Source organism: Salinimicrobium marinum (genome assembly GCF_014651535.1).
GTDB lineage: Bacteria > Bacteroidota > Bacteroidia > Flavobacteriales > Flavobacteriaceae > Salinimicrobium > Salinimicrobium marinum.
The window spans coordinates 839,593-864,031 of the sequence record NZ_BMXB01000001.1; the positions used below are offsets into that span (position 1 = coordinate 839,593).

The window sequence follows — 24,439 nt, forward strand, 5'->3', positions numbered from 1 at the left end:
AGGTCTTGAAAAGAATTTTGGTAATTAAATCATGCTTCGCCTATATTTGTTTATGGCTAAATTAGACGGGTTTATAGCGGAGTTTGCTTCATTTGTATGGGGGCTTCCGCTTTTAATTTTACTCACCGGGGGTGGGTTATATCTTTTAATCTATTCAAGATTCCTTCCTTTTCGATATTTAGGACACTCTCTGAAGGTTCTTCGTGGAAAATATGATGATCCTAATGATCCCGGTGACATCAATCATTTTAGAGCTCTTGCTACCGCTTTGTCTTCTACCATTGGAATGGGGAACATCGCCGGGGTAGCAGTGGCTATAGCTATTGGAGGTCCAGGTGCCATGTTTTGGCTTTGGGTTAGTGCCATTATTGGAATGGCTACTAAATTCTTCACGAATACACTTGCCGTGATGTACCGCGGTAAAGATTCTGAAGGAAAGCTGCAAGGTGGTCCCATGTATTTTATTACAGAAGGACTGGGGAAAAAATGGTGGGCTTTGGCAGCATTTTTCAGTTTTGCAGGATTGGTAGGTGCCCTGCCGGTTTTTAATGTGAATCAACTTACCCAGGCAATCAATGACATTCTTCTGGAACCTAATGGAGTGCCCTTGGGATTTACCACCAATCTAATCATTGGTTTTGTGCTGGTAGCGATAACATCGGTAGTGATATTTGGTGGTATTGAACGCATCAGTAAAACCGTGGGAAAGCTGGTGCCGATAATGGTGGCATTGTATTTCTTTTCGGTTTTGATCATTCTTATCGTCAATTTTGATGTAGTTCCTTATTATTTCGGACTCATCTTCACTGATGCTTTTTCTGCCGATTATTATGGCGGAGATTCCTTTTTAGGCGGAATTGTAGGGGGGTTGATCGTGCTGGGGATAAGACGTGGTGCTTTCTCTAATGAAGCGGGGATAGGAACTGCCCCTATGGCGCATGGTGCTGCCCGCACGAAAGAACCGGTGCGGGAAGGATTGGTAGCAATGCTTGGACCGGCCATTGACACCCTGTTGATATGTTCCTTAACCGGAATGGCTATTCTTGTAACTGATGTTTGGCAGACGACAGACGCCAATGGAGTAAGTTTAACGGCTGCCGCATTTAGTGAGTCCATTCCTGTATATGGCAATTATTTACTCCTTATTTGTATTGCTATTTTTAGTATTTCCTCTCTCTTTTCCTATTCTTACTACGGAACAAAATGTCTTTCATTTTTAATAGGGGCCGATAAAAAACATTATTACAACTACTTTTATGTACTAAGTATTCTTTTGGGAGCAACTACTTCGTTGAGCATGATGATTAACCTTATCGACGGATTTTTTGCTTTGATGGCTATTCCAACCATGATCTCAACGCTTATAATGGCACCCAGGGTGCTGAAGGAAGCCAAAAATTACTTTTCTAAACTGAATATGAAATCTCTGTGATCTAACTAAAATTCTTTGAGAGGAGTGAATGCTAGTACGAATGCAGATTGTTATAGTACGGTTTTCTAACTGAAAGGAACCATCCGTCTTTCTGCATTGCTTTTCTGTGCCAGTTCTATAACTTTGATCACATCACGGGCTTCTTCAGGCTTTACCAGGAGGTCCTCTTTTCCCAAAATAGCGTTATAGATGTTTTGGTAAAGATGGGTGTAATTTCCCAATTCACTTTTTACTCGACCTTCTTCATTTGTAGTATTGATTTTGCCCCAGATTTCTTCCGGTTCCTTTCCCCAATCAGGATCCTCTTTCGGATTTTTCCCCTGTTGCAGGGCTTCCTCCTGAACATCCATTCCGTATTTTTTAAAGGTTCCGTTGCGGCCGAAGACGGAGAATCGTGCTCCCGGTTCCTTTACCAGCATTCCGGCTCTCAAGCTCACTTTCAGGTCGGGATAAAAGAGGATCAGTTCGAAATTATCTACAACTTCTGAATGTTCTCGCTGTGCCCGCAGATCCGCAAAAATTTCTTTTGGATGGCCGAACAATACCAGCGCCTGATCGATGAGATGGCTTCCCAGGTCATATAAGATCCCGCTTCCAGGAACGGCTTTTTCTTCCTTCCAGTTATCTTTTACATAATTTCTGAAACGGTCAAAATGTGCTTCATAGGCTACTATTTTTCCTAATCTGTCTTCCTTTATAATTTTTTGAATAGTGAGAAAATCACTGTCCCATCTTCTATTATGATGAACGGTAATGATCTTGTTCTTTCTTTTAGCCAGGGAAATCAAATAATCTGCTTCTTTGACTGTGGGAGTGAAAGGTTTTTCAACCACTACATTTTTTCCTGCTTCTAAAGCCTGCTCTGCAAACTGCACGTGCAGATGATTGGGTGTTGTAATGACGACAAGGTTAATTCTTTTATCTTCTGTGATTTTGGAATAATCTTCTACTACTTCAGCTGCCGGAAATTCTTTTTTTGCTTCCTCCTTATTTCCGGAGGTAAGGATCTTCACTATTTCCAGGCCATCGACACTGGAGATAATGGGTGCATTGTAAATTTGACCGCCTTTTCCGAATCCGGCGAGAGCTACTTTTATCATTTTTTCAACTTTTTGATCAGAAGCCATAAAATACAAATTATAGTAAAAATAACAGCACTTCTGGGACTTGTGATTTAAGTTTGGATAACTTTTTGATATTCAGATTGTAGGGATAGTGTTTTAGCTTCAGAAGTTTTAACTATAAAATTTAGAATTGTACTGTGGAAAACGGTTGAATAACAGCGAGAGATTAGGGTGGTTTTTCCTTTATGTTCTCATAAATTATTTTTATACTGCCGCTTGTCAGGAAGCTCTGAAAATTTGAATCAATGGAACCGGTCCAACTTAAAAATAAGTGAAGAAAATTGCGAGAAACAGATTAATAAAAATTGCTCCGGATTTAGAACGAGAGATGAAAAATTTGCTTGATAAATTACATGAATTCAGGATCCTGGTGATGAAGGAAGAAAACACCTGGATGTGGAGCCTGTTCGCTATTTTTGCTCTTATCTTTACCGCCTTTATTCTACTGTATTTTATCTTTTTCTCAGAATTATAGGAGTTTTAGAAAGTCACCGGTTTAAAATTCTTCCGGTTCCTGATGGTTTATTTCGATCTTTTCAGTTTTATGGACGATTCCCCTTAAAATATTATCCAGCTCATCTGCCGAGGACTTAATGTTTTTTATGATTTCTTCCCGGTTTACCTCCTCCAGTTCTCCCATTCCCAATAGATCTACCAGGCCTTTTAGTCGGGCAAGAGGTGCTCTTACGATATGAGACTGTGCCCATGCAATCTCCTTTAATCCGTCGTTTTGCTTTTTAATGTCCTTGATGAGTCGGCGGGAGGCAGTTACATCCAGCACGGCTCCTACCATACGGGTGGGTTTTTTATTCTTATCTCGAATGATGTAGCCACGGTCCATTACAAAAGCGACTGTGCCATCTGCTTTTACAAATCTATATTCCTGTTTCCACTCATTTTGATCTTCATTTTCCAAAGCGAATTTCAGGGACCTGGTGACTTTTTCACGGTCTGCTTTCAGGATCTTTGGCAACCAGAACTTTGCCATTGAAGATTTTTCACTTGATTCATAGCCATAGATCCTTGCAAAGGATCTACTGCGGTTCACAGTTTCTGTCATGATATCCCAATCCCAGATCATTTCTCTTGTAGCTTTCATGGCCAATTTGAAACGGGTGTTAGCAGATCTTAATGCTTCTTTTTGTGCAGTGATCTCCGATATGTCACTGGTAGCTCCAATTAACCGAATAGCTTTCCCTTCATGATTTCGAATGATATGGCCTCTGTCAATTAAATATGCATAAGTTCCATCTGCTCGTCTAAACCTGTATTCGGTTTTGATAAAATCCTTTTTGGGATCTCCAAGAGTGGTTTCAAGAATCTTTTTCCGTTCTTCAAACTCATTCGGATGTATGTTCTTATACCAGAAATTTCTCTTGTCCAGTTCAGAAGCAGGATGCCCCAGCATCTCGGTGAGACCTCTGTGAAAACGGACCACTTCATTTTGTTCTAGATCCCAGTCGTAAATGAGATCCTGTGTAGCACTTGCTGCAAGGATATATCGTTCATTAATATGTTCAATTTCCCTTGCCTGTTCTATGATGGTGGTAATATCCCTTGAATTAATTACAATTCCATTTACAGCGGGGTCATGTAGTAAATTTGTTGCCGCTGTTTCGATCCAGCGCCAGTTACCTTCTTTGTTCTGAAATCGGAAAGGTGCCGTTTTTGCCTGCTTTTTCGTTTTTAACTGCTCGAATTCATTTCGGACTCTTTCACTGTCTTCCGGATGGATAAAATCAAATACCTTTTTGCCGAGAAATTCTGTAGGAGTGATACCCAGAGCAGAAGTAGAGGTGCCACTGGTAAAGGTAAATATACCTTCAGGATCTAAAATCGCAATAAGATCTGATCCTTCCTGCACGAGAGCCTTAAATTTTTCTTCACTTCTTCTCAGCTCTTCTTCCTTTTGCCTCACGGCATGTTGTGCAGCTTTTTTTTCAACAGCATTGGTAAAATAATAGGCCAGGCTTTGTAAAAAATTTATTTCATCTGCATTCCATTTTCGCTCTTTTTTGCAGTCATCAAATCCTATAAATCCATAAAGATTTTCCTGCAAAAATATAGGGAGCAGGAGCATAGCTTTTATCTGTTGTTCAATAAAAATATCTTTTAGCTCACATTCGGGCAGTTCACTGAAATTAGCCATAAACGGAGTGTTGTTGGATAAAGGTCCGTTAATCTGCTCTATCCGGCTGGCGGGCATATTCTGCATTTCCGGATTTTCTTTTTGGGAAGTAGCAAACTCACTGCACCATTCCAGTTTTTGGCTAATCAATAACTCTCCCGATTCAGGATTTTTATTGGCTCCAAAGTAATACATCCTGTCTACTGCAATGGTTTTTCCAATGATACCAAACGTTTTTTCCAGAGCAATATCCTCCAGGTCATTTTCTACAAGAGAACTTATGAATGCTGCATTGACTTCCAGGAACTTCTTTTTTTCAAATATAGTGTTATCTTTTTCCCTGATATTGGTCAGGTCCCTTGCAATCCCGTACAATCCTGTCATTTTTTTGTCTATGATCATAGGGGCAAGCGAAATTTCCATGATCCTGGGAGTGCCATTTGAGGTAATAAAATTGTCCTCAAATTTTATGTGTTCCCCCTGAACAGCTTTTTTAAACTGATCCTTTACTTTTTCTTTTTCAGCAGGTGCAACAAAGTGCAGTGAATTTCTGTTCAATAGCTTTTCGAGCGGCATTTCCGTCAAAGTTACCAGACCATTGTTGCCGGATAGAAAGTTTCCCTTAAGATCCATGGAAAAAAGGCCATTGTGGTTCTCCTCTATAAAATATTGATATTGTTGCTGTTTTTTTAAAAGGTCTTCGCTGGCTCTTTTCTCATTTCTTTTAATTAGCACCTGTGCCGTTACATCTTTAATAAGATGAAGAATATATTCTACTTCTCCTTCTGAATTAAAAATGGGTCTGTTTTCAGATTTCCAGTAATGTTCATTAAAATTCGATGTACTGCCATCCTTAAGATCAAATCTAATAATCTCTGTTATGTCTTTTTCACCAGTACTTATAACCTTTCTGAATGATTGCTGAATAATGTCATTTCTGAAAATATTTTCTGCACCTGTAGGAGCAGCATTTTCAGTCGGATGATTCAAAAGATCAGGTTTATAAAGCCCGGTAATTTCAAGATATTCTTCATTTATCGCCACGATTTTAAAAGTGCAGGAAACTTCGGGCTTTACGAGAATACAAGGAACCGGTATTGCATCGAACAACATCTTAGGACTGGCTTCTATCATTCAGGCTCTACTTTTCTGTAGGGAGTATATAGCAAAAATTAAGCATTAAAGATATAATTATTTTAGGAAATGGTGTCATTCAGCGGTAAAACCTTGCCTTTAGTCCTAACAAATTCAGGAATATGTGTTAATAGGTAAAGGTTGTGAACGCAAATTCTTATAAAAATCCCTGTATATATAAAAAAAGGGCTTCTAAGCCCTTTCTTTTTACATCAATACATAATTTAATGCTGCTGTTCCAGCAACGTCTCATTAAAAAGTTTCAAGATCCTTCTATACTCATCCATCCAGCTGGTTGGTTCAACAAAACCATGATCTTCGACCGGATATACTGCCATTTCCCAATTTTCTTTTTTAAGTTCTATAAGTCGTTGTGCCAGGCGCACTACGTCCTGATAATGTACATTTACATCTACCATTCCATGAGCGATCAAAAGATTTCCTTCAAGTCCTTCGGCAAAGTAAATAGGAGAGGATCTTTTATAGGCAATTGGATCTTTAGAAGGTTCATTCAGGATATTTGAGGTGTAGCCGTGGTTATAATGTGCCCAGTCTGTTACAGATCGCAACGCAGCACCCGATTGAAAAGTCTCGGCTTCAGTAAATAAGGCCATTAGAGTGATAAATCCTCCATAACTACCACCATATATTCCAATTTTTTCGGCATTTACGCCGTGCTCGGACATCAGATACTCCGCTCCGTCTACCTGATCTGATAGATCTTTACCACCCATGTGGCGGTAGATGCCTGTACGCCAGTCACGACCATAGCCTGCACTTCCGCGATAATCAATATCCAGCACAGTATAACCCAAATCTGTTAACAGGTTGTGGAACATATATTCCCTGAAATAACTGGACCACCATTTATGGGCATTTTGTAAATATCCTGCTCCATGAACAAAGATAACAGCAGCTCCGTTTTTCGCGCCTTCTTCTGGTTTATATAGCCTGGCAGGTACCATCGCTCCATCTTCAGCTTCAAATTGCAACAGTTGTGGATCTCTCCAATTGTAGCTCCTGAATTCTTCAGACTGCCCTGAAGTCAGCTGTCTGGCTTCGCCTTTTGCAGAGTTATTTTTCAAGTATAACTCCCAGGGTTTATTACTGTAAGAATGCTGGATAACCATATACTTTTCATCGGGAGACAAACTTACTTCATTGTTTCCCGTCATGGATGTTAGCTGCTCCATTTTGCCACCCATTAAAGGCATTCTGTAGAAATGTCTCTCTCCGGGATGAACTTCAGAAGTTGTTAAATACCAGTATTTTTTGTTATTCGAAAGGAAAGGATCAAAAACCTCATAATCTCCCGAGGTTAATTGTTTTTTATTTCCGTTTTCCACATTAAGAAGGTATAAATGGGAATAGCCTGTTTCTTCGCTTTGAAAATAAATGTGGCGATTATCGGGTAGCCAACCAAAAGTTCCACCCCCAAAAGAATACCCAATTCCGGGGCCTGCAATCCACGCCTCATCCCGCTGCCGGTCCAGGTTTTTCAGCTCTCCCGATTCCAGATCAAGACGGGTGATCCATCGATCCTTATTGTCATGCGAACGAACATTCACCACTGCATATTCACCATTTTTTGAAAAATATGCTCCGGAAGGAATAACTTCCCTCACTTCTTTTTCCCAGTCCGTGTCAGGATAATCTTCGGTATAATCGGGAAGATCTGTAATTCCCGGTAAATTTTCTGTATTTATCAGGTATGCCGTGTCTTTCTCAATATTATAAATAGCCAGCTCAACTTTAGTCTGTTCGCTTCCAACTTTACTTCTCGCCGGAAGATTAACTGTATAGCCTGAAGCATCCACATAGTCGGGTACATCGGTTTTATCAGCATCGCTTCGGGTAATTAACCGGAAAGTAGCATATTTCAAATCGGGGGAAACTGTAATATCTGAAACTCGTCTGGCTCCGGAATAAAAAGTAAACGGCTCCGGATTCTTTGTCATTTCCCGAAAAGCTTCCGAAGCTTCTTTGTTTTCTTTGCGCTCCCGAACAACTTCCAGAAGGCCCAAATTTTCTTTTTCAAGCCATTGATCTCTTTCAGAAAGAGATGTTTCGCTATCACTGCTTTTACTGCCGGACTTAATATTGGTTAGTTTTCTGAGATTTCCTTTTTTGAAATTATACACATAAGCATTATCATTAAGTGTAAAGGAGATGAAATTCTCATCTGCCAGAAATTGTGGATCATTGATGTCTTCTCCCAGGTTCAAAAGTGATTGTTTGGTACGCCTTTTTACATCATATAATAGGAGGGCCCCGTCCTTTACATACAGCTTTTTTGTTTTGGCATCATTAGAGACAGCATTTGAAGGAATAAATTCTTCCTGATCTTTCCAATGTACCTTCACGATCTCATCACTATTTTTAATGTTGATCTTGTAAAGTGAATCTGAGGGATCTTCCTGAAGATTATAGTAGAAATAGATATTTTCTCCATGTTCTCCCCATTTTACGTTGGAGGGGAAAGTTCCCATCCAGGAAGGATCTTTCATAATTTTTTCTACTGAAAGCTCAGATCGTTGTGCCAGCGAGAACTGGATAGATAATCCTGTAAGGAGAAGGCAAAAAAAGGTTTTGTTCATTTGAATTATTTTTACTGAAATTGAGGAGCAACGCAGCCTCACCTGATGAACCAGCAAGATATAAAATTTGATCATAATTTTTTCAGCCGAAAACAGTTCATAAAAAAAGATCCGCCATGCCGGATACCGGAGGCGGATCTATATAAGGTTTTTATAAAATCTTTTATGTTACTGAAGTTTCTCGGCCCTCAGGATGTTGTTTAGTCATCAAACTGGCAACTATTTCTGCCAGGCCAAGAATTAAATGAGGCAGGTAAACTTCGTCGGCGAAACCGAATATCCAGGGAGAAGCAGCAAGAAAAAATCCGGAAAGCAGGTCTATTGTCAAATGTACTTTCATGGATAGGATCTTTAAAAGCCCCAGTTCATAATCTGTAATGAAGCTGTAGAGGAGGGCGCTGAGGCCTAGAATGATTGGAACCCATTGCGCGGCACTACCATCGGCAAAACCAAATAACCAGGGTGCAACAATTAGCAGGATTCCCATTAGGTAATCTATCATCCCATGTACTCTTGTGTTTATAAATCTCATAATGATATCTTTAAATTTGCGCTGTCACGTGGGGTTTGGTTTGCGCAACTTCCATGGTAGCTGCTTTTAAAGTTTTTAGCTCTAAAATGCTTTTTTCTATAATAGACATATGTCTTAGCAGAATCTCTCTTGTAGAGCCTTCATTGATGACGGACATGGCGTGGTTATAATCCTTCAGGATCTTTTTATCCTTTTTAATAGCCTTTTTTAAAAGGCTAATCAGGTTTTCTTCCGGAGAAATGTTGATTTTTCTTTTAGATGGTGAAAAAGGACCATAGGATGAATAAGCTTCTTTTAGGAAACCTATTTCTTCGCTTAGTTCAATGGCAAACTGAAATCGCTTTGAGGCTTTTTTTCTGAAAAATGTTTGAAGGTTCTCTTCCTTTACAGATTTCATAATTCTCTTGTAACTTTTAGCAATAAAAAAGTTACTTTCCAGTAGTTCGTTTAATCGTGCGGTACATTTTATACGATCACTCATGGCTAAAATTTTTTAAATTTTAAGGTGTGTAAGTCAATCAGAGGGGATGATAAGGTTCATATTTTTTTTTCTTTAATTAATTTTCAGGTTCATTTAAGATTTCTCTCCAGATGAGTTGAACTTCTTCAGGGGTTCCAGAGCCGGACCTTCCAGTACTCCTCCTTCCTGATTAAACCTGCTGCCATGGCAGGGGCAATCCCAGGTTCTTTCGGCATTATTCCAGTGGACCACGCAATACATGTGGGTACAGAAGGCAGAATGAAGATTCAGTTCGCCACTTTCACTTCTGCTGGCAGCCACTTTATGTCCGTCTTTTTCTATTATTTTTCCTTCGCCGTTTTTCAGGAACTTTAATTCATCCTCATCTCCTTTGAAAGGCAGGTCCTTGATGAATTGTGTGGCTACATTAAGATTTTCTTTTAAGAATTCTTTGGCCGATTTTGCAGGAGTGAATCTTGAAGCTTTATAAACTTCAGTATAAGGATTTTCATTTCCGGCAATATGATCTGAAATGATCATCCCCGATAAAACCCCGTAAGTTAAACCATCTGTAGAAAATCCTGTGGCTACGTAGATTCTGGAACCTTCAGATTGAGGTCCTATATAAGGAAGTTTATCTGCCGGTTTATAATGTTGTCCTCCCCAGCGGTGAGTTACTTCACCAATGTCAAAATGGTCTTTTAGAAATGTAACAAGTTGTTCAATATGCTGACTGTTATCTTTTGCCTGTCCAACCTTGTGAGGCTGACCTACGGCAATTATAAATTTTTCCTCTCCCCTTGAATAGGATCTTACAGAAACTTTTTCTCCCGAACCATAATACCCCCAGAAAATGCCTTCAGGATATTCCCCGGCACTCAGTTTAGCTGCAACTCCGTATTCCCTGTAAGGCCCTAGTACAGTGTGAAACATTACTTTTACGCCCTTGGGAGTATGCGTGGCATGCACGGCGTATTTTGCTCTTACTATGCCTCCTGTAGTGCTAAGAGTCACTCCTTCGTCGTTTTCCTCAAATTCATCTACTCTTGTATTTTCATAAATTTTACAGGATTCGCTTTCTATAGCGTTAGCAAGCCCCTGTACATATCGCATGGAATTAAATTGTGCCTGCCCCGAAACTCTAACTCCACGGGTCATTTTAAAAGGTATCTCCTCACTGGAGGCTATTTCCATTTTTACTCCTGCTTCAAGAGCAGTTTCATATTCTTTATCGACTTTGGATGCATTTTCTTCGTTAGAAGAATAGAGATAAGAAGGAACCCGTTTAAAATCACAATCAATCTGGAATTTTTTTACATTTTCCTCTATAAGTTGCACCGCACTATTTCTTGAACCGGCTACTCTTCGTATAATCTCATTATTATACTTTGACTGCAGAGAAGATAATACCTGGTCAATATTGTAATAAAGATTTCCGGTACTATGGGAAGTGGTGCCACCGCCTACTTTACGAGCTTCAAGTACGGCAACAGAAAATCCTGCTTCAGCTAATAACTGAGCAGTGGAAATTCCGGTAATACCTCCACCAACGATAGCGACATCTACTTGAATGTCTTTAGTTAATTGAGGAAAATTTGTAGTTCCGGAAAATGAGTTCCATAGAGATTGAGTAAACATAAATCAGTTAATTTATTCTATTATTAGTATTTTTAATAAGAGATAAAAAAAGAGGCTGTTAAAAGAAACAGCCTTAAAGCTATCCAGATCTTGTTATTAGCAGACTTTAATAACCAGTATGTTATGAAAGTGAACTAAAAGCAGTATCGGGATATGTTTAAAAATTTTCTAAACAGCCTCTTTTAAGCCAATTATTTCTTTGCTTCTCTGTTTAATCGCTTTTCAGCCATTTCAGTTAACAGGTCATCTGTCTTATATTCTTCATCAAGCGTCTTTTTTAGCTTGGATGCAATATCATTATGTCCAAGTTCTTTGGCATATCTTGCAGCCGTACCATATCCAGAGATTTCATAATGCTCTACTCTTTGAGCTTCAGCAATAAGTCCGGCATCTTTCACGTCTTTTTCAGTGTCTTCTTTCAGGAAAGATTCTGCTTCTTTCACAAGTCCTTCCATGGCTTTACATTTTTCACCGGTTGGCTTGATGCCAAGAGTATCACAGATCTCTTCCAGTCTTTTTTTGTGCTCCTTTGTTTCTTCAAGGTGCTTTTCAAAAGCTTTTTTTAATTTATCGTCATCTGCATTCTTTACCATTTTGGGCAATGCTTCAATAAGTTGAGACTCGGCACTATACAAATCCTTCAATTGGTGTTCAAAAAGGTCTTTTAAATTTTTCATTTTTCTGATTTTTTTATTTATCCTAAACTACTAACTAACAAATTGAAACCTAGTTAAATGTCTAATAAATCTTTGTTGTTATTTTATTAAACCAGAACCGGAAATGCTAGCCTGAATTTGTTTTGGATCAATATCTGCTTTCTTTTCTTCCTGAAGAAAAGTTTAACTTCGTAAAAACTACATTACCAATATGAGATTAGAAGACTATATTCGAGATATTCAGGATTTTCCGAAACCGGGAATTATATATAAGGACATCACCCCGCTACTGCAAAATCCTGAAGCCATGCGGGAAGCTGTGAACAGATTTCTTGATGAATTAGGCGGTGCAGAAATACAGAAAGTGGTGGGAATAGAATCTCGCGGATTCTTTTTCGCAACCTTGTTGGCAGAGAAATTAAATGCCGGGTTTGTTCCTATTAGAAAGCCTGGTAAATTACCCTACAAAACTTTAAGAGAAAGGTATTCTCTGGAATATGGGGAAGATACGCTGGAAATTCACTGTGACGGCATTTTGCCTGGAGAAAAGGTGCTTATCCATGATGATGTGCTTGCTACCGGAGGAACTGCAGCAGCGGCTTGCAAGTTGATAGAGAAAATGGGAGGAGAGATCGTGCAGTGTAATTTCCTGATGGATCTCGCTTTTTTAAAAGGAAAGGAAAAACTTACTCCAAATAAGATAGTTTCCTTGTTTACTTTTTAATGGAACAAAAGAGTAAGATGCGATTTCATGATTTGTTAGGAAAAGTTATTATTTCAAACTGTTTTTGGTCACCCAGGTTTTCCAGCCAATAATAGCCTTTTGAAGTTTTGTAGCCTTCGCCAGGTCCAGTTGCTTTTGACTGTAGTTTGGCAACATTTTTTTGTTGAATTTCGAAAGTACTTTGAAAAGTCCGTTTTTCATAATTTTCTGTAGTTGGTTTCTATCAAAGATACTGAAAATCAAAAAACCACTTTATACAAGCTATAAGTACGGAAAAATGAGATTTTAGATTGATTTCCGGGCAGGATTATTCTAATATTGGTGAGGTCCTTCCTTTCTTAATACTTACTATAAAATGAGGTAACATCATTTTCTTCAGGTTAAATTATTCGAGTCTTTCCAGCTCAGTTTCCGAAGATGTGTAACTGATTCTAAATGTGGCTGAATAGTTTAAAAAGCCACCTTTGGTTAAATTCAAAAAAAAGATTCTGTTATCTTCGCACGTAAAAATTAAATTCTATGAGTATTTTTTACATTCTTCTTGGACTGGTATTATTGGTAGTAGGAGGAGAGTTTCTTGTGCGCTCCTCTGTAGCCATTTCATTTAAGCTGAATATTTCAAAAATGGTTATTGGATTAACCATTGTTTCCTTCGCTACCTCTGCCCCTGAACTTCTTGTTAGCTTACAGGCAGCGCTGGGAGGTTTTTCAGATATTTCCTTAGGTAATGTAATAGGTTCTAATATAGCCAACATAGGCCTGGTGCTGGGAATCACCGCCATTATCTCACCAATTCTGGTAGACAGGGATTTTTATAAATTCAATTGGCCGGTGATGATGCTGTTTTCTGTAGTGCTTTACTTTTTTCTATTGTCGGGTGGCGCTTTAAGCAGGGAAGAGGGGATAGGGCTAATTCTTGCTTTATGTGTCTATTTGTTTTTTCTTATCCGTCGTGCCCGCTATACTAGGGAAGTTGAGACCGAAGATTTTGATGACAACCTGCAGGTTGTTTCTAATTTTAAAATGATCATTTGGCTCCTTATTGGTGGAGTTGCCCTTTGGGGAGGTTCTGAGCTTCTGGTTTCCGGGGCTGTAGATCTTGCCACAATGATGGGAATAAGTGAACGGGTTATTTCGGTTACGATGATTGCTGTTGGAACAAGTGTTCCGGAACTGGCAGCTTCAGTTATTGCGGCCCTGAAGCAGGAAAAAGCAATTTCCCTCGGAAATCTTATAGGTTCTAATATTTTTAATATTGCTTCAGTATTGGGTATTACTGCTGTTATTCAGCCAATTATTGTAAAATCTGATGCCATTCTTACAAATGATATTTTCTGGATGATAGCATTTGCTTTTATCTTAATTCCTATGGCATTTCTTCCGAAGAAATTGAATTTAGGGCGCATCAAAGGAGTAGTATTATTTATAGGATATGTAATTTTTATCAGTTTAGCCTTCACAGAGTAGAAAATAAGGGGGTGTATTTAAGAATATATTAAAAGTAACACAAATCGCCCCATAAAATATAGAGGGGTTGGAAAAAATATGTAGTTTTGTCTAGTTTCATTTTAAAAAAGAAGATTAGAACATGGCTACAATTAGATTTCAGGCCCTCAGGGAAACCTTAAACAGAAAACCGGTTGAGATTCATGAGGACGAACGCCGATCGGAAACTTTTGGACGTAACGTTTTCAATACAAGTGTAATGCGGCAATTCCTTACTAAGGAAGCATACCAGAGCGTGGTAGACGCTAATATATCTGGGAAAAAGATAGACCGTACCATTGCCGATCACATTTCTACAGGTATGAAGGAATGGGCAATTGCTAAAGGAGCAACCCATTATACACACTGGTTTCAACCACTTACAGGTTCTACAGCCGAAAAACATGATGCTTTTTTTGAAACAATTGGAGATGGTCTTGCTATAGAAAAATTTGGAGGGGGAGCATTGGTGCAACAAGAACCCGATGCTTCGAGTTTTCCAAACGGCGGAATAAGAAATACTTTTGAAGCCCGTGGTTATACGGCATGGGATCCAACTTCTCCCGCATTTATATATGGTACTACTTTATGTATTCCTAGTGTATTTGTTTCATATAAAGGAGATGCACTAGATTATAAAACCCCTTTGCTTAGAGCGTTGCAGTCTGTAGATCATGCAGCAACTGCTGTGGCAAAATACTTTGATAAAAACGTGACGAAAGTTCAGGCTACTTTAGGATGGGAGCAGGAATATTTCCTTATTGATTCTGCTTTGGCTGCTTCCAGACCCGACATACAGTTAGCCGGAAGAACCTTGCTGGGACATTCTCCTGCCAAAGGCCAGCAATTGGATGATCATTATTTTGGTTCAATACCGAGCCGGGTGCTTTCTTATATGAGAGATCTTGAGAAAGAATGTATGTTACTGGGAGTTCCTGTAAAGACGAGGCATAACGAGGTTGCACCAAATCAATTTGAATTAGCTCCTATTTTTGAGGAAGCTAATCTGGCAGTAGATCACAATTCTCTGTTAATGGATGTGATGAACAGAGTGGCAGAGCGACACAATTTTGTGGTATTGTTCCATGAAAAACCTTTTGCGGGAATCAATGGTAGCGGAAAACATAACAACTGGTCTTTAAGCACAGATACCGGTACAAACTTATTGAGCCCCGGGTCAACTCCTATGAAGAACCTTCAGTTTCTTACATTTTTCATAAATACCATCAAGGCAGTTCATGATAATGAGGAGCTTTTAAGGGCAACCATTGCAAGTGCATCAAATGATCACCGACTAGGAGCAAACGAAGCCCCACCTGCAATCATATCAACATTTATTGGTTCTCAGCTAACAGAAGTGCTGGATGAATTGGAAAAAGTCACTGATGGTAAACTTTCTCCTCAGGAAAAGACCGACATCAAATTGAACGTAGTAGGCAAGATCCCTGAAATCCTTTTGGATAATACAGATCGTAACAGGACTTCTTCTTTTGCATTTACAGGTAATAAATTTGAATTTAGAGCAGTAGGCTCTACAGCAAATTGTGCGCAACCAATGACTGTCTTAAATGCAATTGTTGCGAAGCAATTGATCGATTTCAAAAAAGAAGTTGATGAGCTTATCAAAAATGATAAGATGAAGAAGGATGATGCTATTTTTAATGTACTGAGAGAATACATCAAAAAATCACGAGATATACGATTTGAAGGTGATGGTTATGGAGAAGCCTGGGAAAAGGAAGCTGAAAAAAGAGGTTTAAGTAACAACAAAACCACTCCACAGGCTTTAAAAGCAAAAATTTCTGATAAAACCATATCTCTTTTTGAAGAGTTGGCTGTAATGAATAGGGTCGAAATAGAAGCCAGGCATGAAATCGAGCTGGAAGAATATGCGATGCATATTCAAATAGAAAGCAGGATACTTGGGGACATTGCTCGAAACCATGTAATTCCTACAGCAATCCGTTATCAGAATATCCTTATCAAAAATGTTCGTGGTTTAAAGGATATCTATGGAGACAATTTCAAAACGTACTCTAAAGAACAATTACAGATCATAGAGGATATATCTTTACATATTGAAAAAATAAACAGCGGAATTACTGACATGATCGAAGCCAGGAAAGTTGCAAACAAACTGGAAGATGCCGAAAAACGTGCTTTTGCATACTGTGATGATGTGAAGCCATACTTTGATACTATTCGTTACCACTGTGATAAGCTGGAATTGTTAATAGATGATGAAATCTGGCCGTTGACTAAATACAGGGAGTTGTTATTTACTAGGTAATTTGATAATTTTTTTGATATTCTAACGAAGCTGTCTCATTAATCCGAGGCAGCTTTTTTGTTTTTTAGCTGCAGCTGCTTGTCTTTTTGTAAGAATTTTAGTATTTTTAAGTGCTGATAATCAGCCTTATCAGCCTTATCAGCCTTATGAGCCATAAATTCAAAGATTATAATCAGCAACAAAATTGGCTTTTACCACCCTCCATTGAAGAATTGATTCCCGAGGATCATCCGGTTAGGATTGTGAATGGGGTTATTGAACATTTGGACATTCAACCATTGATAAAAGCCTACAGTAAAGACGGTCAACCGAGTTACCACCCCAAAATGATGTTGAAGGTGATGGTCTATGCTTACATGGACAATACCTATTCAAGCCGCAAGATAGAGAAAGCCATGCGTGAGAACATCAAATTTATGTGGCTCTCCAATAGACAAGTAGCCGATCATAAAACTATTGCACGTTTTAGAAGTAAAAAACTTAAAGGGGTATTCAAAGATATCTTTAAGCAAGTATTACTGTTATTGGCGCAGGAAGGTCTGGTGACTTTAAAAGAAGTGTATACCGATGGCACCAAGATCGAATCTGTGGCCGGACGCTATACCTTTGTCTGGGGTAATGCTATAAAAACCCGCAAAGAAAAAATGATGCAGCAACTCGAAGAGATGTGGGACTATGCACAGAGTATTGCTGATGATGAAGATAAGGATTCTACCCCTCCGAATTTTAAAAAAAGTCGATAAAGAGAAGGTGGAGAAAACGGCTCAAAAGATTAATAAGATCCTAAAGGGTAATGACAAAGCCACTCCTAAAGCCAAAGCCAAGGCTCGCTACATTGTAAAGAATTTTACTGCTAATCTGGAGAAGTATGAAAAGCAGGAGGAAATCCTGGGCAATCGAAGTAGCTACAGCAAGACCGATCCCGATGCGACTTTCATGCGAATGAAAGAGGACCATATGAAGAACGGGCAATTAAAGCCCGGATATAATGTACAGATCAGCTCCGAAGACCCAATTACACCTTACATCAGGATACTAATGATATCCACACTTTAAAACCTCATTTGCAGGATTATAAATACCTATACCAGAAGGTAAGTATAAAGAAAACTGTGAGGGTTGCTCAATAAGAAGTGTTTGCTTTAAAGGCAAGCATACTCGCATGGTAGAGCGTAATCATAACCTGGAATATTATAAACAAAAAGCCAGGGAAGATCTTTTATTTGAAATAGGAGAACTGAAACGAAAAAAAGAACGACCGATGTGGAACCGGTGTTTGCCCATATCAAATAAAACAGAAAATTTAAGAGATTTACCCATCGCGGACTCGACAAAGTGGAACTAGAGTTCGGATTACACGCCCTGGCACATAATATTAGGAAGAAGAGTGCGTAAGAATGTCCTTCTTTACTTTTTTTTGAAGAAAATTTATCACAAAAGGTCAAATCATCGGGTATAAATCTGCCCAAATAAAAATCCGCCTCATTTTGGTAAATGAGACGGATTCTTTTTTTCTAGTAGGGTAAAAACCCTGAGGTTTGCATCGAATGAAAAAATTAGGAACTTTTGAGCGTGAGCTCAAATAAACACCTCCATAATAGAAAATGGGTCTTTGTTGCTATACCATTTGGATCGGCTATTAAAGAAGACTTATTTGGAATAGAGGATTAATATGGGATTTGAATACCGAATAAATTATTTTAGCTAATGCCTCGGGGCTTACCTCGAAGATAATTTTCCAGAAAGTAGGTTGCTTAAAATGGTTATAAATATCTTGAAATTAGATCATAAAATAAATGAATGATAGATTGCAAATGCAAATCTATTACACTGATTCTAAAATTTTCCAAAAAAGCTTTTTAAATGTGTGAATTTGCTTACAGTATATTTTCAGTTTGTGTTTTAAGTCTTTTTTAACATTCCTGCTTTCTGTCTGTTCTTACTGGGATGGAGCGATAGAATCGAATTTTTCACCTTTTACAGTTTATCGAAAAGTACGTAAATCACATTTTTAACAGCTATATTTTTATCTACATTAGCCATGTGATTGAGATATAATCTTTCCTCTACAACATTTCTCAATTAATTTTTTAGGCAAAAAAACTTTCCCCCGAGTGAAAAGATGCTGTTGATCAATGATAAAGCTATGTTGCCTTTTCAGATGTGTAATTATTAACCATTTTAAATATTTTATTATGAAAAAAGTAGTTTTAAGCGCAGCAGCGCTAATGTGTGGAGCAATGATGTTTGCTCAAACCGGGAATACGAGTACAGCTACCCAGGCCGGCGGAAATAATCAAGCCACTGTAGACCAAATTGGAACTAATCAGAGTACTATTACTCAAGAACATGCAGACAATGTAGCCTTGGTCGATCAAAACGGTACTAACACTTCCACTATAGCACAGGACGGTGAAGAACATTATGCGGACGTATGGCAGGATGGTTCCAATAATTCCTCCCAGCTTGAGCAGGGAAGTTCTCGTGCTCATGATGACAACCAAAGTGGGATAGTCCAAGATGGTAATAGTAACAGTTCTTATGTAAAACAAATAGCAGACTATAACAGAGCTTATGTAAACCAAGTTGGAAATGACAACACAGTTGATTTAATCCAAGATTCAAATCCAAACGGTAGTCTTGGGAACTATTCCAATATAAATCAGGAAGGCAATGAAAATTACGCATACAGCCGCCAAACAACTTTGTCTAGCGCTTATCTTCCCAGGGGGCAGAATAGCAATATTGAAGATGTGGATCAGATAGATAACTCGAATTATTCTAGTCTAGATCAGACCGGAGATGATAATTATTCAAAAGTTAATCAATCTGGAAATTTTTCAGGCAGTTTTAATGGAACTTTTTCTAATGAGGCGGCAGTAATACAAAATGGAGACTTTCTTTCTTCTGTAATTACGCAGAATGATGGTGGAGGTAATGCAGACAACTGGGCGCAAGTTAATCAAAGCGGTATTGGACATACTCAAACTCTTACCCAAAGTGGAGCAAACATTGCAACTATAAACCAGAGTAATTAGGGAATACAAAGCAATAAAATAGAGAGAATAAATTAAAAAGTTAATTCATCTGGGTGTACACTATCCCGCAAAGAGTGTAAAGTTAATATAAAGGGTTGGATTTTTTTAAAGTCCGACCCTTTTTCATAAATTGAAAGAAACTGATTTAAAATAATGCCCTAATTCCTGATAGGCATTGACAACTTTTTAGTGACTTCCCTCGTAGTCAATTATACATATTTTATCACTGTCTCATCTATAGGTAAGGATAGTTTATTTTAATTTACTTCCTGATTTTCCCATTTGGGTTCTCGATAATGTTGGTGGTATAAATGATTTATTCATTTATAGTGAAAACTTTAAGAATTCGGTAGGATCTTCCCAGTTGTCCCTCCAGCTTTTCACAGCTTACGAGTTCTTGCCTTCACATAGCCTGCAAAATCTTCCAGGCACTATTGGCAGCTTGCTAGTTGGGTGCGGTGTAGATATGCTTCATATCTGCTGTAAAGGATATTTTGTCATTCCATACCATATATCTACAGGTTTGTATTAGATGTACCATACAGATATAGTTAAGAACACTAACAAAAGTAGTTTGGGTTTTAATATTTTTTAATGCAAAGGGAAATAATTTAATAATTAATTCTAATAGTAGAATAAATCTCTTAAACCCTAAGTTTTAAAACTAACAGTCCTGAGGTTTGTAAGAATTCAATTACAAGAATATTTAAATTTGTGTTTTAACTAAATATTAACAATCTTCTTTTTTGTACGTATTTTCTGAGCAAATGTAAGAAAACCGGATTTTTCCCCTTTTGCACTTTATCGAAAACTGTGGGAATCACGTTTTTAACAGCTTTATTTTTATCTACATTAGCAATGTGATTGAGAGAATTTTTCCTCTACAATAAATCTCGATCTATTTAAACAGTGAATGCTATCCCCTCGGGCATGATGATGTTTTGTGTTGTTCATTTGCCTTTCAAGCAAGTAATTTATTAACCATTCTAAATATATTTTTTATGAACAAAGTAGTTTTAAGCGCAACAGCGCTAATGATTGGAGCAATTGGTTTTGCTCAAAATACCAGTACTGTCGGTCAAACCGGAAATGGTAATCAAGCTGAAGTTGATCAAATTGGAGCTAACACCAGTGTGGTATCTCAGGAATTTACTGATAACATGGCTGATGTTTACCAGGAAGGGACCAATAATTCTGTTGTGACACAAGCAGGTATAGTTTCTGATGCAAGCGGTTATCTGAACCAAGCTTATGTTCGCCAATTTGGTGACGCTAATGATTCTGATGTTGAACAAAATGGAGATGAAAACTATACATTCGTCATTCAGGCTTTTGGAAACAACAACGAATCTGATGTTCTGCAGGGAACCCAGCGAGCCGAATACAATTCAGCTATTGTAAAGCAATTTGGGAGTGATAACGTATCTGATGTCGAGCAACATAACGATAACAACGTTGCGTTTGTAAAACAGTTAGGTGATGATAATGATGTAGAGAGTTATCAAAATGCGAGATCTGGTAGTACTGATGGAAATTCTGCCACACTTATTCAGATGGGCAATGACAATGAAATATGGAATGAACAAATAACAGATAGTCGGGATAATGGTGCCATCAGCAATGTATCTGTAATTTTTCAGTACGGAAATGACAACGATGGAATCACAAGACAATATGGAGACGGTAACGTTGCCGATATGACTCAGGTTGGTGACGATAACAGAGGAATTATTCGTGCGGATGGTGATGACAACTATGGATATCTAAAACAGTGGGGAGATGGTAACGATTCCTGGCACAGGGCTGAAGGAAACGGAAACATGGGAATGGTATTCCAGTTTGGAGATGATGATCACTCTGATTTGCATCAAGTAGGTAATGATAACAGGGCTTTCGTAAAACAATGGGGTGGTTCTGAGAACTATTCTAATGTTCAACAAAATAATGATAGTAATATATCATGGACTTTTCAGAATGGTTCTGGTAATATTTCAAACGTTACCCAGAGTTCACTGTAAATTAATATAATTTATAAGAGTTGGATTATTATAAATATAATAATCCAGCTCTTATAAAAAAACCTGATTGAGATGAGACTATTTTATAATATCTGTGTTTTTTGCTTTATATACTTTTCTGGTACCCTTCTTTCTTTTTCTCAGGAAAGTGACTTATTCACTTCAGAATTAGGAAGCATTGATAAGGAAAAACAATATTCTGCCTTGGCTCTTCAGGACTGGAAAATATCAGAATCGCAATTAAGTTCTATACCTTCAGGAAACAATATTTTTATAGAACAAATAGGCAATAATAATAGGGTAAATGCTCAAATTTCTTCTCCTAATTTGGACGCAAGGTTTACCCAAGCCGGTATGGGAAACGAATTTTCTATAGATCTGAATGCCGAAAAGGTGAAATATACTTTAGTGCAATCGGGCGACAACAATTATCTTCTGGACCATACTTTTGCACCTTCTCGAACTGTTGAACTGAGTCTTCAGCAAAATGGTAATAACAATCATGTCGAAAAATATGGCACTAATTCTATTACTAATAAACTTGAATTTAATCTTACAGGTGATTCAAAATCATTAATTATTAGAAGTTTTCAATGATCAGGTGGGCCAACATAAAGGATTATAAATTAGGTTTATACCTAATCGTTTTATTCTCCTCCGAATTCGTTGATGCTCAAAATTTCAATTCCGAGATAGAGGCTGTAATAAACACCAATGATACAAAAGATGATATTCTAGAAATTGTTGGTACAGCAACAAACAAAACAGAAAGCAATTATAGTCTTAGGTATGAACTTTCTGTAATTACTTCTAGTGGTAATAATAGTAACTCCTCTAAAAACTCTCAGTCCGGTCGTTTTACTTTAGAACCCTTTGAGACAAAAAATCTTTCCCGAACTTCTGTTTCTGTTAATCCTAATATTCGAACGATTATTCTTTTGCTGATTTATGATGAGGATGATAATATTATTGGGACAGATCGCAAATTATACGACCAGGATGAGCAGGAAAAAGTTGAAGCCGAAATGTCATTTAAAAAAGATAATGAAGGTATTCAATTACTTGGTATGGTGACGGAAAATACTAAAACAAAACCCGGTAAGGATTTTTACGATTTCTTCTATCAAAAATACAGTCTGAGTCCAAACCAGGGAAATAAAATTATCCAGATTGATGAAATGATCAGTTTTGGAAGAACAACAAGAATAATGGTAAAAGTAGAAGATAGAATTGTTTATCAGTTTTTTGCACGTCCAAAACTTGATTTTCTTCAGGAACAAGCAGATGAAGCTTTAAAACAGGTTAACAGATATTTCGAATATCTTAAAAACAGAAATGAAAATATAACCCGATACTAACCCAAATATATTAACCTATGAAATCTTTTTTTGTACTCCTGTTCTTTATGGGTGCTTTGTCCTGCCAGGCGCAGGATTTGGTGTATACACCAAAAAATCCAGCTTTTGGAGGAAATCCATATAATTCGCAATGGCTACTAGCTTCTGCCGAGGCACAAAATTCTTTTGAGGATCCATCAGCTACAACGGGACGTGCGCAACAAACTGAACTAGAAAGATTTACTTCCAGTCTGAACTCACAACTTTTAGGCCAGGTAAGTAGGAGTATGTTCACCAATCAGTTTGGGCAGGATGGACTTTCTCCCGGAACCTACACCTTTGGGAGTTTAGCCTTGGATATATATCCGTCTAATGAGGGACTCGTAATAAATATTTTAGATACCAATACAGGAGAACAGACCCAAATCGTGATCCCCAATTAATTAACCTACATCTTATATGAAAAATTTTAAAAGTGCAATCCTGATTGTTCTTTCGGCTACGACATTATCTTGTGGAACTTATTTCAATCAGCCGGTGGATGTTCAGGAAGCAAGAATCGGAGAGAGTACGGATGTTACAAAAACATTAAAAAATTTACCTCTTCCTCAGGAGCCTGTAGTAGTAGGAGTCTACAATTTCAGGGATCTCACCGGGCAGTACAAACCTTCTGATGTAGGAAGCACCTTCAGTACAGCAGTTACCCAAGGAGCAACATCCATTCTTATTAAAGCCCTTGAAGATTCTAGATGGTTTACTCCTATTGAACGTGAAAACATAGGGAACCTGCTTAATGAACGCAATATCATACGGTCAACCCGGCAGGAATATCAGGGATCTAGTACGAACCAGCCTCAGGTGCCTCCACTACTTTATGCTGGAATTCTTTTAGAAGGTGGTATTGTCTCTTATGATACCAATATTATTACCGGCGGAATGGGAGCGAGGTATTTTGGCGTTGGAGGAAGTACACAATATCGCCAGGATAGAATTACAATCTACCTTAGAGCTATCTCTACTTCCAGTGGAAAAATCCTGAAAAATGTATATATTTCCAAGACTATACTTTCACAGGCGGTGGATGTGAGTTTGTATAAATACGTAAGTTTCCAAAGGCTTTTAGAGGTCGAATCTGGTTTTACGAGAAATGAACCTGTTCAATTGGCAGTGAAGGAGGCAATAGAAAAAGGTGTTGAAAGCTTAATTGTTGAAGGATTAAAAGATAATCTTTGGTCTACACAGGATGAGGCCATAGCACAAGAACTTATTGACCGCTATGATGAAGAGCAGGAGGAGGCGGAACTTACGGAGCTTTATAATAGAAAATTGACAGAAAGGAATCCCTCAGGTTACTTTGAGGTGGACTTTGGTGCCAGTTTGTTAAGCGGGGATTATTCAGATAATTCTCCGGGCTTCATGGGAAGGATAGGGTATACACAACAATTCACTCCTTCTTTTTCAGTAGGTATTGCAGGGAACTTTTTTGAGTTAAGTAACAACGGATCTTTTCAGGAGCAATTCGCGGGAATAGATCTTAATGCTCAGTTTAAATTACTGCCAGAGGATAATATTACACCATTTGTTTACGGCGGACCGGGATATATATTTTCTCTGGCATCAGATACACCGGAAGATCTTTCTACTTCATTTTTTAAGGTTCAGTATGGAGCGGGAATAGAATATTTCATTTCCGATAACATCGGATTAAAAATATTTGGAGACCATAACCTCACTTTTTCCGATGAAGTGGACTACACGGTAAACGGCAAACGGGATGATTTTTATTTCAATTTCGGAGCTGGTATTAATTTCTACTTTGGCAACTAAGTTTCAACCTCAAAATCTA

Annotated in this window: 19 protein-coding genes and 1 pseudogene; 12 read left to right on the plus strand and 8 right to left on the minus strand. The window is 38.1% G+C overall.

Translation table 11 applies throughout. The features are described 5' to 3' along the window. The first annotated feature begins 52 nt into the window (after positions 1-52). Positions 53-1,432: an alanine/glycine:cation symporter family protein gene (locus IE056_RS03535; RefSeq protein ID WP_189603287.1), complete on the plus strand. Its 1,380-nt coding sequence runs from the start codon at positions 53-55 to the stop codon at positions 1,430-1,432. A 65-nt stretch (positions 1,433-1,497) separates the two neighbouring features. Here IE056_RS03535 and IE056_RS03540 read toward each other — a convergent pair whose 3' ends face one another. Then, entirely contained in the window at positions 1,498-2,532 is a 1,035-nt protein-coding gene (locus tag IE056_RS03540; RefSeq protein ID WP_229793638.1) for a Gfo/Idh/MocA family oxidoreductase, read from the minus strand. Positions 2,533-2,884: 352 nt separating this feature from the next. Between IE056_RS03540 and IE056_RS03545 the strand changes: the two genes are divergently transcribed. Continuing rightward, the gene (locus IE056_RS03545) at positions 2,885-3,031 is read left to right on the plus strand and encodes a hypothetical protein (protein WP_189603289.1); all 147 of its coding nucleotides are present in this window, start codon (positions 2,885-2,887) and stop codon (positions 3,029-3,031) included. Positions 3,032-3,052: 21 nt separating this feature from the next. Here IE056_RS03545 and IE056_RS03550 read toward each other — a convergent pair whose 3' ends face one another. From IE056_RS03550 to IE056_RS03575, 6 genes are all read right to left on the minus strand, one after another. After that, positions 3,053-5,818: a PAS domain-containing protein gene (locus IE056_RS03550; RefSeq protein WP_189603290.1), complete on the minus strand. Its 2,766-nt coding sequence runs from the start codon at positions 5,816-5,818 to the stop codon at positions 3,053-3,055. A gap of 224 nt (positions 5,819-6,042) precedes the next feature. Then, complete coding sequence (locus IE056_RS03555) at positions 6,043-8,415, minus strand: S9 family peptidase (protein WP_189603291.1); 2,373 nt, start codon at positions 8,413-8,415, stop codon at positions 6,043-6,045. A gap of 163 nt (positions 8,416-8,578) precedes the next feature. Further along, a complete protein-coding gene (locus IE056_RS03560; protein WP_189603292.1) occupies positions 8,579-8,947 on the minus strand; it encodes an SPW repeat protein in 369 nt (122 codons plus the stop codon). Between the two features lie 10 nt (positions 8,948-8,957). Further along, entirely contained in the window at positions 8,958-9,428 is a 471-nt protein-coding gene (locus tag IE056_RS03565) for a ferritin family protein (RefSeq protein ID WP_189603293.1), read from the minus strand. A 93-nt stretch (positions 9,429-9,521) separates the two neighbouring features. Beyond that, positions 9,522-11,045 (minus strand): FAD-dependent oxidoreductase, encoded by a 1,524-nt coding sequence (locus IE056_RS03570; protein ID WP_189603294.1) that lies wholly within the window; start codon positions 11,043-11,045, stop codon positions 9,522-9,524. A 191-nt stretch (positions 11,046-11,236) separates the two neighbouring features. Further along, positions 11,237-11,722 carry a YciE/YciF ferroxidase family protein gene (locus tag IE056_RS03575; RefSeq protein WP_189603295.1) on the minus strand — a complete coding sequence of 162 codons (486 nt, stop codon included), beginning with the start codon at positions 11,720-11,722 and terminating at the stop codon, positions 11,237-11,239. A 190-nt stretch (positions 11,723-11,912) separates the two neighbouring features. On the opposite strand from IE056_RS03575, the gene IE056_RS03580 reads away from it, so the two are divergent. Then, positions 11,913-12,425 (plus strand): adenine phosphoribosyltransferase, encoded by a 513-nt coding sequence (locus tag IE056_RS03580; protein WP_189603296.1) that lies wholly within the window; start codon positions 11,913-11,915, stop codon positions 12,423-12,425. A gap of 48 nt (positions 12,426-12,473) precedes the next feature. Here the strand turns inward: IE056_RS03580 and IE056_RS03585 are convergent, their stop codons facing one another. After that, complete coding sequence (locus IE056_RS03585) at positions 12,474-12,626, minus strand: SsrA-binding protein (RefSeq protein WP_189603297.1); 153 nt, start codon at positions 12,624-12,626, stop codon at positions 12,474-12,476. Positions 12,627-12,944: 318 nt separating this feature from the next. On the opposite strand from IE056_RS03585, the gene IE056_RS03590 reads away from it, so the two are divergent. From IE056_RS03590 to IE056_RS03630, 9 genes and pseudogenes are all read left to right on the plus strand, one after another. Next, a complete protein-coding gene (locus IE056_RS03590) occupies positions 12,945-13,892 on the plus strand; it encodes a calcium/sodium antiporter (protein ID WP_189603298.1) in 948 nt (315 codons plus the stop codon). A gap of 121 nt (positions 13,893-14,013) precedes the next feature. Continuing rightward, positions 14,014-16,200: a glutamine synthetase III family protein gene (locus IE056_RS03595; protein WP_189603299.1), complete on the plus strand. Its 2,187-nt coding sequence runs from the start codon at positions 14,014-14,016 to the stop codon at positions 16,198-16,200. A gap of 146 nt (positions 16,201-16,346) precedes the next feature. Then, positions 16,347-17,595 (plus strand): annotated as a pseudogene (locus IE056_RS03600) (transposase). Positions 17,596-18,395: 800 nt separating this feature from the next. Next, positions 18,396-19,238 (plus strand): hypothetical protein, encoded by an 843-nt coding sequence (locus IE056_RS03605; protein WP_189603300.1) that lies wholly within the window; start codon positions 18,396-18,398, stop codon positions 19,236-19,238. 1,034 nt (positions 19,239-20,272) lie between these two features. Continuing rightward, complete coding sequence (locus tag IE056_RS03610) at positions 20,273-21,256, plus strand: hypothetical protein (RefSeq protein WP_189603301.1); 984 nt, start codon at positions 20,273-20,275, stop codon at positions 21,254-21,256. A 72-nt stretch (positions 21,257-21,328) separates the two neighbouring features. Next, positions 21,329-21,853, plus strand: a complete 525-nt coding sequence (locus IE056_RS03615; RefSeq protein WP_189603302.1) for a hypothetical protein — start codon at positions 21,329-21,331, stop codon at positions 21,851-21,853. Continuing rightward, complete coding sequence (locus IE056_RS03620) at positions 21,850-22,614, plus strand: CsgE family curli-type amyloid fiber assembly protein (protein ID WP_189603303.1); 765 nt, start codon at positions 21,850-21,852, stop codon at positions 22,612-22,614. Before IE056_RS03615 ends, IE056_RS03620 begins: the two co-directional genes overlap by 4 nt. A 17-nt stretch (positions 22,615-22,631) precedes the next feature. After that, entirely contained in the window at positions 22,632-23,036 is a 405-nt protein-coding gene (locus IE056_RS03625) for a curli production assembly/transport component CsgF (protein WP_189603304.1), read from the plus strand. Positions 23,037-23,052: 16 nt separating this feature from the next. After that, positions 23,053-24,420 (plus strand): CsgG/HfaB family protein, encoded by a 1,368-nt coding sequence (locus IE056_RS03630; RefSeq protein ID WP_189603305.1) that lies wholly within the window; start codon positions 23,053-23,055, stop codon positions 24,418-24,420. Positions 24,421-24,439 lie beyond the last annotated feature (19 nt).